This is a genomic window from Hymenobacter elongatus (assembly GCF_004745955.1).
Taxonomy (GTDB): domain Bacteria; phylum Bacteroidota; class Bacteroidia; order Cytophagales; family Hymenobacteraceae; genus Hymenobacter; species Hymenobacter elongatus.
The window spans coordinates 1-14,864 of record NZ_SRLD01000001.1 but is presented as its reverse complement, the minus strand read 5'-3'; the positions used below and the strand labels follow the sequence as shown (position 1 = coordinate 14,864).

Here is a 14,864-nt window from a genome sequence, read left to right as displayed (position 1 = left end):
GCTGTGGGTTTACTCCGGTAGGATTTCTGCTTTATCTTCCGGCCCGTTCACGCTTCCTTCCTCGTTCATGCTGCTCAAAACCCGCCTTTACCTGGCTGCGCTACTGGTGCTGGGCCTGGCCCGGCCCGCCGCCGCGCAGGTCTATACCGCCTCCGATCCGCTGGCGCACACGTTTTCCATCGTGGCCCGCGACCCGGCCACCGGCGACATGGCCGTGGCGGTGCAAAGCCACTGGTTTTCGGTGGGCACGGCCGTCTCGTGGGGCGAAGCGGGCGTGGGGGTGGTGGCCACGCAGTCGTTTGTCAATAAGTCGTTCGGGACGCGTGGGTTAGCCTTGCTGAAAAGCGGCAAAACTGCCCAGCAGGCCCTCGACGAGCTACTGGCTACCGATGAGGGCCGCGACGTGCGCCAGGTAGCCATTGTGGATGCCCGCGGCAACGTGGCCACGCACACCGGCAACAAGTGCGTCGATATGGCTGGCCACCAGAAAGGCAGTCAGTTTTCGGTGCAGGCCAATATGATGCTGACCGATAAGGTATGGCCCGCCATGGCCAAAGCCTACGAGCAAAATGCCCGGCTGCCCTTCGCCGAGCGGGTGCTGTCGGCTCTGGAAGCGGCCCAGGCGGCCGGGGGCGACATTCGGGGCAAGCAGTCGGCAGCCTTGCTGGTGGTGCGGGGCCAGGCCACTGCCGCCCCCTGGGACGACCGCCTCATCGACCTGCGGGTAGATGACAGCGCCGCGCCGCTGCCCGAGCTGGCCCGCCTGCTGCGCCTCACCCGCGCCTACGACCACATGAATGCCGGCGACCTGGCCGTGGAAAAAAACGACATGACCCGCGCCATTGAGGAATACCAGGCCGCCGAAAAGATGTTTCCCCAGAACCTGGAAATGCAGTATTGGCACGCCATTTCTCTGGCCAACAAGCAGCAGTTGCCCGCCGCTCTGGCGCTGCTGAAGCCGATTTTCCGGCAGGAGCCTAACTGGCGTACGCTCACCGAGCGGCTGCCCAAAGTCGGCCTGTTGACGGTTTCGGCGGCCGAGCTGCAACAGATTCTAGCGTTAAAATAGCCTACTCCCTTCATGCACTACTTCCTCCTTTTTCTTGCCGGTAAGCGCGCTTTCGCCTTCAATAGCTGTCTGCTGGCCCTGTTGCTGACCGCATTTGGCTGCGCGACTACCCCGCCCACGGCTGCCGTCGTAACTACAGTGTACATCGTGCGGCACGCCGAAAAAGACCCCACGCCTGGCCTCGCCGACCCAGCCCTGACGCCCGCCGGCGAGCAGCGGGCCACGGCCCTGCGGGACAAAATCGGCCAGCAGCCTGTTGTGGCTATTTTTACCACCAACACCACCCGTACCCGCACTACCGTAGCGCCGCTGGCCGCCGCCCGCCAGCTCACGCCTCAGGTGTATGATGCCCGGCAGCTAGGCGCGCTGGCCGACCGGATTCGCGGGGAATTCGCGGGCAAAACGGTGGTGGTAGTGGGCCATTCCAATACCATTCTGGAAACGGCGGAGGCGCTGGGCGTCACCCGCCCGGTGGCCATCGTCAACGACAACGAGTTCAGCTACCTGCTAGAGGTGAAGCTGCCGTCCAGCGGTGCGCCTACGGTGGACGCCAGCCGCTACGGAGCCCAATAACGGGCCTCCAGCAGCCGTTGAGGCCCGCCATGCCCTGCTCGACGCAACCTTGCGGCTAGCACTTGCGCCCTTGTTGCTGCCGGCTTCCTTTCCAGTATCTGACTTTAGACCTTGCGCCGATGAGCCACCTTACTCGCCGGTTTTACTCCCAACTTCCTCGTTCATGCTACGCTTTCCTTCCTTCCTGCGCCATACTCTGGCGGCGGGCTTCGTGCTGTTGCTGACAGACGCTACGGCCCAGACTACGGCTAAAACCGACTCGCTCAACCTGCGCAAAATCTACGACGAGGCCTTGCTGCGCGGGCAGAGCTACGAAAACCTGCGCTACCTGACCGGCAAAATCGGGGGGCGGCTCAGTGGCTCGCCCCAGGCCGAGCAGGCCGTGCAGTGGGGCAAAACCACCATGGAAAAGCTGGGGCTGGACCGCGTGTACCTGCAGGAGGTGATGGTGCCGCACTGGGTGCGGGGCGCGAAGGAAAAAGGGGAAATACGGGCCGACAAGGGTAAGGGCGTCGATATGAACGTCTGTGCCTTGGGTGGTTCGGTGGGCACCAACGGCAAGCTGCGGGCGCAGGTAGTGGAGGTGAAAACCTGGGCCGAGCTGGCCGCCTTGCCCGACGAGAAGATTCGGGGCCGGTTCGTGCTGTTCAACCGTCCTATGAACCCGGCTTACATTGAGAGCGGGCAGGCGTACGGCGAGGCCGGCGACCAACGCCGCAACGGCGCCGTGGAAGCCGCTAAGCGCGGGGCCGTGGGGGCCCTGGTGCGGTCATTGTCGCTGGCGCACGACGAGTTTCCGCATACCGGCGCGATGCGCTACGACGACAAGGTGACCAAGATTCCGGCGGCTGCCCTGAGCACTAATGGGGCCGACCGACTCAGCCAGCTGCTCAAAGCGGACCCCGGCCTCACCTTTGAGCTGGAAATGGCCTGCCAGACGCTGCCCGACGTGAAAAGCTATAATGTAGTGGGCGAAATTAAAGGCACTAAATACCCCGACGAAATTATCGTGGTAGGTGGCCACCTCGATTCCTGGGACTTGGCCGAGGGTGCCCACGACGATGGCACGGGGTGCGTGCAGAGCATGGAGGCGCTACGTTTGCTGAAGGCAGCCGGACTGAAGCCCGAGCGTACGGTGCGGGCGGTGCTGTTCATGAACGAGGAAAACGGCGTGCGCGGCGGCAACAAATACGCCGAACTGGCCAAAGCGGCCAACGAAAAGCATCTGGCGGCTATGGAGTCAGACGGCGGCGGGTTTACGCCGCGCGGGTTCAACATTGAAGCGCCGGCCGCTACTGTCAAAAAGATTCAGCAGTGGCAGCCCCTGTTTCGGCCCTACGGCAGTGGCGAGTTTACGGCCGGTCACGCCGGCACCGATATTGAGCCGTTGAAAGAGCAAACCAAAGCCCTTATTGGCTACGACTGCGACTCCCAGCGCTACTTCGACATTCACCACACCGGAGCCGATACGTTCGACAAGGTAAACCGCCGCGAGCTGGAGCTGGGCGGCGCCAGCATGGCCGGCCTGATTTATCTGCTGAGTAAATACGGCCTGTAGGCGAGGAGTGTAGTAGGTAAGAGCGTGTTTGGATTTTTGATTATTGTGTCATGCTGAACTTGTCGAAGCACCTCGCGGGCAGTCGTTGAAGTACTACTTCTACGTCAGCACGCGAGATGCTTCGGCAAGCTCAGCATGACGATTCCTCTGCTTCCTGTCCAACCTCCCACACAACAGATGAGCGAGGAACTCACCACAGTACGACGGCCTACGGCACAATCACCCTTATTCCTGGTGGCGGTGTTGCCGCCGGAGCCGGTATTTTCGGCGGTATGGGCGCTGAAGCAGGAAGTGCACCAGCGCACCGGTAGCCGCAACGCCGTGCGCCTGCCTCCGCACATCACCCTAATTCCGCCGCTGCGCCAATCCGCCACGTTTGAGGCCGCGCTGCGTAGCGCATTGGCCGACTTTGCCCAAACCCAGCCCAGTTTCGATGTTGGACTGCGGAGTTTTCGCTGGTTTGGCAGCCGTACGCTGTTTGTGCAGGTTGCCCAGCCCGAAGCTATACAAGCTTTTCACGCGGCGCTGCTCAAGTGGTGCGCCGAATATGTACCGCAGGTGCCGCACGAAACCCGGCCCTTCACGCCTCACATGACGCTGGCCACGCGGGATTTGCCGGCTGCCGATGTGCCAGAACTGCGCCAGGATTTTGCCGCCCGCCACTACGAAGCCACGTTTCCCGTGACCAGCCTCGTCCTGTTTCGCCATGATGGTCAGCAATGGCGCCAGGTGCAGGAGTTTTTGTTGACCGGAGAGTGAGAGTGAGGAGCAAGACCCACCGCAGCTCTCTTTCAACAGCTCGAAGGAGCAGCTCGCACCTAGCAGTCGCTACACAGCCCCCAGCTATTGAAGCTGTTTAAAAAGTCGCCAACCGCAATTAGCACGTCATGCTTGATCTGGCGTCCGCGAAGTCGAAGCATCTCTACCGCTTCGACTTCGCGGACGCCAGATCAAGCATGACGTGCTTTTGACTTTCCAAACAGCTTCATTGTCTCGGTCGAAACAATGGCTGGGGGCTGGTGCGTGTTAAAAGTCGTTGAGAAGTGACATTAACAGCATATCCGCCAAACTGAAAGAGCTGCCGCAGGACAACTCTAAACACACGCTTAGTTGGCCTCCAAAATCTGGAACAGCTCGTCGAGCTTAGGCGTCAGGATGATTTCGGTGCGGCGGTTCATGGCTTTTTCGGCGGGTGTGGTGTTGGCTGCTACCGGTACAAACTGCGAGCGGCCTGAAGGCGTTACCTGCGCAGGGTTTAGCCCCGAGTCGGCCAGAATTCGGGTGATTTCGGTGGCGCGCAGCACGCTCAGGTCCCAGTTGTCCTTCATGCCGAGCGTCCCTTTCGAGATGGGCACATTGTCGGTGTGGCCTTCCACCAGCACATTCACATCCTGGTTGCCCTGCAGCGCCGTAGCCAGCTTTTTCAGGGCTTCCTGGCCCTTGGGGTCCACTTTCGTAGAGCCCGACTTGAACAATAGCTGCTCCGACAACGACACGTACACCTTGCCGTTCTTCACGTTCACCGTCAGGTCGTTGGCATTAAAGCCGAGGAGCGCGTCGCCTACTTTCTGGCGCAACGACTTCACGGCGGCATCTTTCTGGTCCAGAATGCGCTGCATTTCGGCAATGCGCTGTTCCTTGGAGCGCAAATCGGCCGAGAGCTGGGTATTGGTCTGCTGGGCGCCGCTGAGGTTGTCGTTGAGCTGATTGACCTGCTGGTTCTTATTGAGCAGGTTGGAGCGAAGCGCATTTTCGTTGCTTGCCTTCTCCTGCTCCAGCGCCGTTTTCTGGGCCTGCAGCTGTTCCCGGGATTTGGTCAGGTCCTCGTATTGGGTTTGCAGGGCGGTATATTGTTTCTGAGAAACGCAGCTGCTGCCGAGCCCCAGTATACTGGCACTGAGAGCAACAACAACGGCTGGACGAAGAAAGGAGTGGTTCATAAGAGAGGGAGAAGTAAAAATACTTGCTTCTTCAAACGGTGCCGTACCAGGCGGAGTTGTCGGGCCGCGCGTTTGCCGCCCACTACCGCCGCCGCCGCACTTTGCCAGTACGGCCCGCGCAGCCGATACCCGAATTCTGGTGTAAGCCCCGGTTTGCAGGCCGCCGATTTTCTTCCCCGCAGAGCCGCGTTTTCCCGCGCTCCTCGTACCTTCCCTGCTACATTCCCGCCCGCATTTTATTCCGCGCCACCTTGTCTGTGCCTCGTCGTTGGTCTTGTTTTGATTGGAACACACGCCTGATAGCCGTTTGCTGGCTCGTGCTGACCAGCGCTCCGCTGCTGGCCGCTCCGCTGCGGTTGCTCCCGCCCACGACGCGCTACTGGGTGCGGCTGCGCCACAAAGCCGGGATGTGCTTCGAGCCAGCCACCTATTTCACCCCGCCGGCCCAGGCCCGCCGCCAGCGCCAGCACCTGCCCGCCGCCGACAGCACCGACTTTCCCGTTCGGCCCGATTTCGTCCGCCAGATTCGGGCCTTTACTGATTCCGTAACGCTGGTCAGTCGTTGGTTCAATGCCGTGGCGTGCCGGGCCACGCTGGCTCAGGCGGCCCGGCTGCGCCGCCTGCCGGGCGTGCTTAGCGTCGAAGAGTGGGAGGGAAGGCCGCTGCTGCCCGCCGCCCGGCCCGGCCCCGCCGAGCGGGGCTCCATGTCCCTTTCGGCCGACGACCGGCAGTTGGCGCGCCGCCAAACGACCAGCCTGGGCAGCACCGATTTCCGGCAGGCGGGCCTCGTGGGGCAGGGCCTGCGCATCGCCATTTTCGACGTCGGTTTCGTGGGCACCGTCCGTCACCCGGCCTTTGCGCAGCTGGTAGCTGAGAAGCGTATCGTGGCCACCTACGACTTTGTGCGAAACGGTCCGGACGTGTTTGTGGGCGGCACGCACGGTACGGAAGTGCTTTCCTGCCTGGCTGGTCGGCTGCCCGATGGTACGCTGCTCGGCCTGGCCCCCGGGGCCGAGTTTCTGCTGGCCCGCACCGAGCGGCTCAATCGGGAAATTTATGCCGAGGAAGAAGCCTGGCTGGCTGCCGCCGAGTGGGCCGACCGCAACGGAGCCGATATCATCAACTCGTCGCTGGGCTACACCGACCGTCGCTACTTCCCCGAGCAGATGAATGGCCGAACCAGTCTGGTGGCCCGGGCCGCCGAAATGGCCGTGCGCAAGGGAATTCTGGTCGTAAATGCGGCCGGCAACGATGGGGAGGACACCGAGTGGCGCACTATCGGCACGCCCGCCGACGCCGACTCGGTGCTGACCGTGGGAGGCCTCGACCCGGATACCTACCTGCACATCGGTTTCAGCAGCTACGGCCCCAGCGCCGACCGACGGCTGAAGCCCAACGTCATTGCCTTCGGCACGGTGCTGGCCGCCGTGCCGGGCGGCTATGCCCGCATCCAGGGCACTTCCTTCGCCAGCCCGCTCATGGCCGGCTTTGCTGCCTGCGCCTGGCAGCAGCAGCGCGACCTTCCCGTGATGCAGCTCTTTAGTCAGCTCCAGACCTGCGCCGATCTGTACCCTTATTTCGACTACGCCCATGGCTATGGCCTGCCCCGGGCCGCCGCTTTTCTGCGACCCGTTGGCCCAGGCACCAGTGGCCAGCCTACCGTCGATTTCGTGCCACAGGATACCGTGGTGACCGTCCTGATTCGGCCCGAGGCGGCAGTTATTCCGGCTCAGGTGCTGCCACTCTATTCCGACTCGGCAGCGGTAGTAGGCTCAGCGCCGAAGGTGTCGGCTGTGGGCCGCGAGGATATAGTGCCACCTGTGGCCAAACAGCCAGCCCAAAGCCAACCCGAGCCCGAGCCGGCGCTGGCGGCGCTGCTGCGCCCCGGCTATTTGTACTGGCACATTGCCGATCGGCACGGAGTATTGCGCTCCTACGAGGTGCGCGAAGTAACCCAGCGCGCCGTGCTCCGAATCCCGGTGCGCGCGCTCCGACCCGGCGACACGGTGCGCGTCTGCTACCGGGGCATCACCCAAAGCTACTCCGTGCAATGAGGAGCCTGCATTTCCTGCTGATGGGCACCCTGTTGTTTCTGGCCACTTTGCCGGGCGCGGCCCAGCGTGTTCTGCTGCGCGAAAACCTGGCGGCCGACACTGCACGCAGTGTTTTCGGCCCGAACCGTGCTTACTACAATCATTTTTATCTGGGCTTCGGGATGGTGGCCGGCCCAGCGGCCGGCACTGGCGCGGAGGTGCGCTACGGCAGCTCGGCCGAGCTGGTGGTGGGGCTGCGCAACAAGTTCCGGGTTTCGCAGGCCCTGGCCCTGGGCTTCGATGTGCGCTACGCCCGAATAGCCTATTACCTGGCCCAGACGCCCCAAAAAACAGTTCCCACCTCTGCCCAGCATCACCGCGAATACCTGGCGCTGCCTCAGGCCCAGCTGGAAGCCTTTGGGCGACTAAACTACGGTCGGCGCGGCAACGTAATTGGCCGCTACCTCGACGTGGGCGGCTGGGGCGGCTGGGTCCTCGGCACGGCGCACCACTACGAAGACAAGCCAAGCCACGGAGCCAAGCGCGTAACCGTGACCGAGCACGGCCTCGACTACCCCCGCCGCTGGGCCTACGGCGTGGGCGGGCGCATCGGATCCGGCCGCTATGCCCTCACCGCCCGCTACCGGCTTTCCGACGTTTTCCGGGGCGGCGTTGACCCGCAGTATCCCGAGCTGCCGCGCTGGGTACTCGGGGTGGAGGTAGGCTGGCTTTGAGGCGGTGACTGGGTTACTGTAAAAAGACAACCTTCGGCGGGTTTTTGGGGTACATGCACCCAATAAGTTTGCAGTTGGTACAAAATTAGCACTGCATCTTCGCCCAGGTAGCAAGGCTGTTCGGGGCGTTTTGTATTTTGCCGAACCGATTAGATGATGGTTGATTACCCCACAATGAAAAAACTTGTTCTCTCCGCTGTTTTCGCGGCTTTGTCGCTCCACCTGACCTCGTGTCTCAATACGGAGCGGGAAGTCGGCACGTCGCAGAACGCTGATAAAGTGTATACCCCACCCACGGCTACTACCCGCGTCGGCAGCCGGACAGTGCTCAACACGGTGCGGGCCTCGCACTATTTCTCCAATACCAAAACCAAGGATAATTTCATTTTGCAGCTGCAAGGGGCCAAAATCCTGAACGCGCAAGCCCGGTTCATTATCGTGAACAGTGCTGGTGATACGCTGCGGAAGGAAGTAATGCCCGCCAGCGCCCTGCTCGATGAGCGGGAGCTGGAGGACCCACAGGCAGCTACGGTGCGCGACAAGGAAATTGCGATTCTGAAAGGCATGAACAGCTTCTTTGCCGAAGACCGCTTCACGCAGCCAGCTGTGCCGAAAGCAGCTACCCAGCCCGCCGAAATCGACGCCCAGTCGTGGGCGGCTGTGAAGGAAGACACCAAGGCCGTGGGTTTCGACTACACCACGGTGGGGGGCAAGGAACGCCGCATTGCATACGCTAAAAAGCTGCAGAAAGCCGTTATTATTGCTGAGTAAGCTCTCACCGCTACCCCCCTAAAGAAAGTCTCGCTACACTCGTAGCGGGACTTTTTTGTTCAGGCAATCTGATAATGCGCTCCTGGCAATCAGCGAAGAGTCACTTTCAGAAAAAAGCAACAACTACCCTTTAGGCATGGCAGCAGCCGGGAGCCATCCGATGGTGCCGGCCGTGCTGCGCACAAGCCGGAAGCCCCGAAACTCTCCCAAAACGGCCACCTGGCTGCGGGCCGGCAGCGTATCGAGTGACGTGGCGCTGGTGGCGGGCCGGGCATATAGGTCGGTGGCGGCAGCTAGCGCCTCGCGGCGCAGCACGGGTGCGGCGGCGGGTACCACGGCTTCAGCGGCCACGTAGCCAATACGGCCGTCGGGCTGCTCTACCCGGTACCAATTCGCCTGGCTGCCCAGCACGAGTAAGGGCGTATTGCGGCTCATGGCACCCACGGTAGCCCCTCTAGCAACCGGACTGTGGCGCAGAGTGGCAGTTTTCTCCCGCACCCGCACCCACTGGCCCAGCCGTTCCGGACTGGTGCGCGGCGCGGGCGGCAGCGCATCGGCCCGCCGCACAAAGGGGAAAGGGTCGACGGCTCCTCGGCCGCTGCGGTACACACCGAAGTGCAGGTGTGGCGCAGTAGTGCGGGCGTTGCCGGTGTTGCCGACCAGGCCCAGCGTGTCGCCGGCCCGCACCACTTGGCCGGTCTGCACGAGCTGCTTGTCGAGGTGAGCGTAATAGATATGCTGGCCGTGCTCGGTATCGGCCAGCCACACAACTTTGCCGCCGAGGGGCGTTTCGCCGGTGCGCGTTATCAACCCCGAAACCACGGCTACGGCCGGCGTGCCGCGCTTGGCAAAGATGTCGATGCCTTCGTGCCGCCGGGCTCCCTGGTCACGGTCGGCCCCCCAGAAGCTGCCCACGGCCACATCGTTCTTGCCTTTTACCGGGAAGCCCAGCGACGGGCTTCGTTGGATGCGCAGCGTATAGCGGCCGGCGCGCAGCAGCTCGGGCTGCACGCGCAGCAAGTGCTGCTGGTCGTCGGTGGCGGCGTAGCTGAACGACAGCGCCGTGGTGTCGGCCGAGGCTATGGGGCTGGGCAGCTGGTTGGGGCTCAGCTCATAGGCATCCAGGAAAACGTGCGCGTCGGAGCCGGGGGCCAGCGTGAGGCTAATGTTGATTTGCTCGCCGGCCCGCACGGCATACCGGTAAGAGGCCGCCGAAGCCCGCTCGGCCCGAAACAGCCCGGTTTCCTGAAAGGGCAGCATCACGACCAGCGAATCGCGCAGGGCGCGGTCAGCGGCGGCCAACCAGTCGCGGCCGAGTGCGGTTTCGTCGAGGTGAGCCTGACGTAGCTGCCGGGCGTAGGCTTCGTGGGGAGTGCTTTTCTGAAAGATGCCTTGCAGGGTTTGCTGTTTGCCGCAGGCGGTGAGTAACAGGAGAAGAAACAGGCGGAACGACGAGCGGAGGGAAATTGGGGGCATTAACGGGGGTGAAATAGCAGGCTAGATAGGTAAGGAATAAACCCCATTTTCCGGGCAGAAGGTTCTACTTGCCTACTTTTACCTCTTCACCTACTTCCCACCGCCTATGAAGCTCATCGAATGCCCCCGCGACGCCATGCAGGGCCTGACCGAGTTTATCCCGACTGCTACCAAAACGGCCTATCTCCAAGCCCTGCTGCGCGTGGGTTTCGACACGCTGGATTTCGGCTCCTTCGTGTCGCCGAAAGCTATTCCGCAGCTGCGCGACACGGCCGAAGTGCTGGCCGGCCTCGACCTGGGGCTGACGCGCACCAAGCTGCTGGCCATCGTGGCCAACCTGCGCGGGGCCGAAACGGCCGCCACCTACCCCGAAATTCAGTGCATCGGCTTCCCGCTGTCGGTGTCCGAAACCTTTCAGCTGCGCAACACCAACAAGACTATTCCGGAGGCCCTGACGGAGCTGAGCGCCATTCAGGAGCTGTGCGTGCAGTCGGGCAAAACACTGGTTACGTATCTGTCGATGGGCTTTGGCAACCCCTACGGCGACCCGTGGAGCCCCGAAACCGTGGCCGAGTTCACCCAGCGGCTGGCCGATATGGACGTGCGCATCGTAGCCTTGTCCGATACCATCGGGGCCTCCTCGGCGGCTACCATCGAGCTGCTGTTCAGCCAGCTGATTCCGGCGTTTCCGGCTATTGAGTTTGGAGCCCACCTACACACCACGCCCAGCACCTGGCGCGAGAAGGTAGCCGCCGCCTACGCCGCCGGCTGCCGCCGCTTCGACGGCGCCCTGGGCGGCATCGGGGGCTGCCCCATGGCGGCCGACGAGCTGACGGGCAACATGCCCACGGAGAATCTGGTGGCCTACTTCGCCGAAGTGGGGCAGGAAACCGGGCTTGATCCGAAGGCTTTTACCCAGGCCTGGCAGGCGGCGGGCTCCGTGTTTCATTTTTAACGGGTCATTGCTGCGTCAGGCCAACTTTAAAATTGTTCTATGGAGTCTACATTGCTGTTGAGATCTATGTATGACCAGCAGGCCACAAAGCTGACCTTGTGGATAGAAATTGGCTTGCATTGCGGTCATCTTGGAACCTGAGACAGAGTAGCGAATAGAATCAGACGAAACTGAATATTGAATAGAATTCAGGAAGGAGAACTTCATAGTTCTTTACTTACCGTACCGCTTTGGGCCGAAAGTCTGCAAGCGGCCTCACCCCGAGGATTTTCAAAATTTGCCCGCCTGGGAATTGGTCGAAGACTATTTCTAACCTCGCCAGTTGTTTTCACTCCGGACAATATACCCACACGCCATGCCTACTGCCGTCGACCTTTTCATACCCTGCTTCGTGGATCAACTCTTTCCCGACACCGCCATGAACATGGTGAAAGTGCTGGAGAAGCTGGGCTGCGAGGTGCATTACAACGGTAACCAGACCTGCTGCGGGCAGCCGGCCTACAACGCCGGCTACAAAAATGAAAGCTGCCAGGTGGCTACCAAGTTTCTGCGCGATTTTCCCTCCGAGCCCGGCCACTACATCGTGAGCCCATCGGCCTCGTGCGTGGGCATGGTGCGCAACACCTACGCCGGGCTGTTTGAAAGCGGGCCCGAGCAGAAGCAGTACCATGGCGTGCAGCGGCGCATCTTCGAAATGACCGAATTCATTGTGGATGTGCTGGGCGTGTCAGCCATTCAGGGAGCGCAACTGCCCGGCAAATACACCTACCACGATTCGTGCTCGGCGCTGCGCGAATGCGGCATTCGGGAGGCCCCGCGCCAGCTCCTCGACGCCGTGCAGGGCCTGGAGCGCCTGGAAATGGCCGAAACCGAAACCTGCTGCGGCTTTGGCGGCACCTTCGCCGTGAAATTCGAAGCCATATCGGTCGCCATGGCCGAGCAGAAAGTGGAGCACGCCCTGGCCACCGGCGCCGACTACCTCATCAGCACCGACACGAGCTGCCTGATGCACCTGGACGCCTATATCCGCCGCGAGAAAAAGCCCATCAAAACTATGCATGTCGCCGATGTGCTGGCCAGCGGGTGGTAAGTTGAGGCGTGTCTTGGCAAGCAAAGCGCGGCCACCCGTCCGTTGAAATGTACTGCGCTGCCTGAAGCGAAAAGCCCCTTTCCATACGAACGGAAAAGGGCTTTCTGGTACCAGAGCGAGGCGAGCTGCTGGCGGACGGATGGTCGTGCTTCGCTTGCCAGCAAAACACTTGCCCTGGCAAGGGCAGGAGCACTACAGCAGCCGCTGAATCCGTTGCTTCAGGCCTTCTGTGGCGTCGAGCAGGGGCAGGCGTACGGCACCCGAGCAGATGCCCTGCGCTTCGAGCACGGCTTTCACCCCAACGGGGTTGCCTTCCTCATACATCAAGGGATTCAGGGGCAGAAACTCGAATAGCAGCTTGGTGGCCTCGACGTAGTTGCCGGCCAGGGCCAGGCGGGTCATGTCGCTCATGCGCTGCGGGAAGGCGTTGCCCAGCACGCTGATGACGCCTTCGGCCCCGAACGAAATCATGGGCGTGGTCAACATATCGTCGCCGCTGAGCAGCAGAAAGCCGGCGGGGCGGCGGGCCGCTATGGCCATGCACTGCTCCAGGTTGCCGCTGGCTTCCTTGATGCCGATGATGTTGGGGTGCTGAGCCAGACGCAGCGTCGTGTCGGCCGTTAGGTTGGAGCTGGTGCGGCCGGGCACGTTGTACAGAATGATGGGCAGCGGGCTCAGGTCGGCCAGGCGCAGGTAGTGCTGGATGATGCCCTGCTGGCTGGGTTTATTATAGGCCGGGCTGGCCGACAGAATGGCGTCGATGCCGTCGAGGTCGGTCGTGCGCAGTAAGGTTTCGAGGCTGGCCGTATCGTTGCCGCCGATGCCGTACACGAGCGGCACACGGCCGGCTACGTGCTCTTTCACGACGCGCAGAATCTCGGTTTTCTCCTCGGCCGTTACCGTCGGCGACTCGCCCGTGGTGCCGTTGATGACGAGGTATTCGACGCCGCCTTCGATGTTAAAATCCAGTAGACGGCGCAGGGCGGGGTAGTCTACGGCGTGGTCGGGGGCGGGGGTGAAGGGCGTGATGAGCGCAACGCCCGTGCCGCGAAGTTTGTCCATGCGGGGAAATAGCTGTTGTTTTGTGACTTGGAAGGTCCGGGGCGAAGATACGATGCTCTTGGTCCCGGTCGTCTTCCGGCTTTTTTTCTTCCCAAAAGTACCTGGTCTGGCTCGTTGCCGCCGCTATTCTCCTCATGATTTTGTTCCGTACCCCACTTTTCGCCGCCGCTCTGGCCGCCAGCACCTTTCTCACTGCCTGCGAAACCAAGCCCGCCACGGCTACCGAAGTCGGCAGCCCCACCGCTGAACCCGCCGCCGACTCGGCCGCCGCGCCCGTAGCCCCCAGCGCTGCCACCGAAGCCAGCACTACGCCCGCGCCCGATCCAAACAGCATCCCGGCCGGCAGCATTGCCGACGCGGCCACCATCACGGCCCGCCCCCAGGTGCCCATTCTCTGCTACCACCAGATTCGGGACTGGCGTGCCAAGGACTCGAAAGGGGCTAAAGACTACATCGTGCCGGTGCAGAAGTTTCGGGACCAGATCAAGATGCTGGCCGACAGCGGCTACCACACCGTGCTGCCCGACCAGCTCCATGCCTACCTGACCACGGGGGCCAAGCTGCCGAGCAAGCCCATCATGCTCACCTTCGACGACACCGACCTCGACCAGTTCACCGTGGCTCGCCCCACGCTCGAGAAGTACGGCTTCAAGGCCGTGTACTTCATCATGACCGTGAGCCTGGGCCGGCCCAACTACATGAGCAAGGCGCAGGTGAAGCAGCTCTCGGATGAGGGCAACGTTATCGGCTCCCACACCTGGGACCACCACAACGTGAAGAAGTACCAGGGCCAGGATTGGGTGACGCAGATCGAGAAGCCCACCAAAACCCTGGAGGAAATCACGGGCAAGAAAATCAACTACTTCGCCTTCCCCTTCGGCCTCTGGAATCAGCAGGCCATTCCGGAGCTGAAGAAGCGCGGTTTCGTAGGGGCCTACATTCTGGCTGAGAAGCGCGACCCGATTGACCCGTTGTTCACCATCCGCCGCATCATCGCCAGCGGCTACTGGACACCCCGGACGCTGCACAACAGCATCGTACAGAGTTTCTAAGCAGCGGCCAGAGGCGACTTAATCGTCTGTCATTGCGAGCAGAGCGTAGCAATCCGTTCTGTATAATGTGCCAAACTTTGTACCAGCAGAAGGCCCCGACGTTAGTTTGCGTCGGGGCTTTCTGCGTCAAGTAGAAAAACCGCAGGTGGCAAAGCAATCAGATTCGCTAATACCTGGTCACGCACATTCTCATTGCTACAGGCTAAGAAGCTATTTGGGTAATTAGAAACGGTCATGCTGAGCTTGTCGAAGCATCTCTACCGCTTCGTTTGAGCAGTGCAAGGAAGCGGTAGAGATGCTTCGACAAGCTCAGTATGACCGTTTTAGAATATTTTTTTGCTACCTCAAACAGCTTCTAAGAACAAGCTTCAATTGTCAATTTGTTGCGTAGCATTAGCACCCAGCCGCTTGCAGTCGGTCACATTGTACTACTCCCCAAAAACTGGACAGTTTAGGCGGGGTTTGTTAAGCAAATGGACGAGGTGTTGAAGGTAGGGTTTTGGGCGAAGATTTGCGCGGGGGTTTGGCCCTTCAGACCTTGATGGGGGCGC

General features: G+C 61.6%; 13 protein-coding genes. 10 read left to right on the top strand and 3 right to left on the bottom strand.

Annotated elements, in window-relative coordinates; genetic code table 11:
- Positions 1-67 precede the first annotated feature (67 nt).
- The 4 genes from E5J99_RS00065 (at position 68) to E5J99_RS00050 (ending at position 3,959) form a co-directional block, all read left to right on the top strand.
- Entirely contained in the window at positions 68-1,069 is a 1,002-nt protein-coding gene (locus E5J99_RS00065) for a DUF1028 domain-containing protein (protein ID WP_135495659.1), read from the top strand.
- 12 nt (positions 1,070-1,081) lie between these two features.
- Positions 1,082-1,642, top strand: coding sequence for a histidine phosphatase family protein (locus E5J99_RS00060; protein ID WP_135495658.1), 561 nt, complete (start codon positions 1,082-1,084; stop codon positions 1,640-1,642).
- 163 nt (positions 1,643-1,805) lie between these two features.
- Positions 1,806-3,200 carry a M20/M25/M40 family metallo-hydrolase gene (locus tag E5J99_RS00055; RefSeq protein ID WP_135495657.1) on the top strand — a complete coding sequence of 465 codons (1,395 nt, stop codon included), beginning with the start codon at positions 1,806-1,808 and terminating at the stop codon, positions 3,198-3,200.
- A gap of 177 nt (positions 3,201-3,377) precedes the next feature.
- Positions 3,378-3,959: a 2'-5' RNA ligase family protein gene (locus E5J99_RS00050; protein ID WP_167851908.1), complete on the top strand. Its 582-nt coding sequence runs from the start codon at positions 3,378-3,380 to the stop codon at positions 3,957-3,959.
- A gap of 347 nt (positions 3,960-4,306) precedes the next feature.
- Here E5J99_RS00050 and E5J99_RS00045 read toward each other — a convergent pair whose 3' ends face one another.
- Positions 4,307-5,140: an OmpA/MotB family protein gene (locus tag E5J99_RS00045; RefSeq protein ID WP_135495655.1), complete on the bottom strand. Its 834-nt coding sequence runs from the start codon at positions 5,138-5,140 to the stop codon at positions 4,307-4,309.
- 317 nt (positions 5,141-5,457) lie between these two features.
- Here E5J99_RS00045 and E5J99_RS00040 point away from each other — a divergent pair, with 317 nt between their 5' ends.
- From E5J99_RS00040 to E5J99_RS00030, 3 genes are all read left to right on the top strand, one after another.
- Positions 5,458-7,194: a S8 family serine peptidase gene (locus E5J99_RS00040; RefSeq protein ID WP_135495654.1), complete on the top strand. Its 1,737-nt coding sequence runs from the start codon at positions 5,458-5,460 to the stop codon at positions 7,192-7,194.
- Positions 7,191-7,907, top strand: a complete 717-nt coding sequence (locus E5J99_RS00035; protein ID WP_135495653.1) for a hypothetical protein — start codon at positions 7,191-7,193, stop codon at positions 7,905-7,907. The genes E5J99_RS00040 and E5J99_RS00035 overlap by 4 nt, the downstream gene beginning before the upstream one ends.
- Positions 7,908-8,081: 174 nt before the next feature.
- The gene (locus E5J99_RS00030) at positions 8,082-8,678 is read left to right on the top strand and encodes a hypothetical protein (RefSeq protein WP_135495652.1); all 597 of its coding nucleotides are present in this window, start codon (positions 8,082-8,084) and stop codon (positions 8,676-8,678) included.
- A gap of 123 nt (positions 8,679-8,801) precedes the next feature.
- Here E5J99_RS00030 and E5J99_RS00025 read toward each other — a convergent pair whose 3' ends face one another.
- A complete protein-coding gene (locus tag E5J99_RS00025; protein ID WP_135495651.1) occupies positions 8,802-10,154 on the bottom strand; it encodes a M23 family metallopeptidase in 1,353 nt (450 codons plus the stop codon).
- A gap of 106 nt (positions 10,155-10,260) precedes the next feature.
- Between E5J99_RS00025 and E5J99_RS00020 the strand changes: the two genes are divergently transcribed.
- On the top strand, positions 10,261-11,109 hold the full coding sequence (locus E5J99_RS00020; protein WP_135495650.1) for a hydroxymethylglutaryl-CoA lyase: 849 nt from the start codon (positions 10,261-10,263) through the stop codon (positions 11,107-11,109).
- A gap of 355 nt (positions 11,110-11,464) precedes the next feature.
- On the top strand, positions 11,465-12,199 hold the full coding sequence (locus E5J99_RS00015; RefSeq protein WP_135495649.1) for a (Fe-S)-binding protein: 735 nt from the start codon (positions 11,465-11,467) through the stop codon (positions 12,197-12,199).
- Positions 12,200-12,391: 192 nt separating this feature from the next.
- On the opposite strand, the gene dapA is transcribed toward E5J99_RS00015, so the two are convergent.
- A complete protein-coding gene (gene dapA, locus E5J99_RS00010; RefSeq protein WP_135495648.1) occupies positions 12,392-13,261 on the bottom strand; it encodes a 4-hydroxy-tetrahydrodipicolinate synthase in 870 nt (289 codons plus the stop codon).
- 134 nt (positions 13,262-13,395) lie between these two features.
- On the opposite strand from dapA, the gene E5J99_RS00005 reads away from it, so the two are divergent.
- A complete protein-coding gene (locus tag E5J99_RS00005) occupies positions 13,396-14,313 on the top strand; it encodes a polysaccharide deacetylase family protein (RefSeq protein ID WP_135495647.1) in 918 nt (305 codons plus the stop codon).
- The last annotated feature ends 551 nt before the right edge of the window (positions 14,314-14,864 follow it).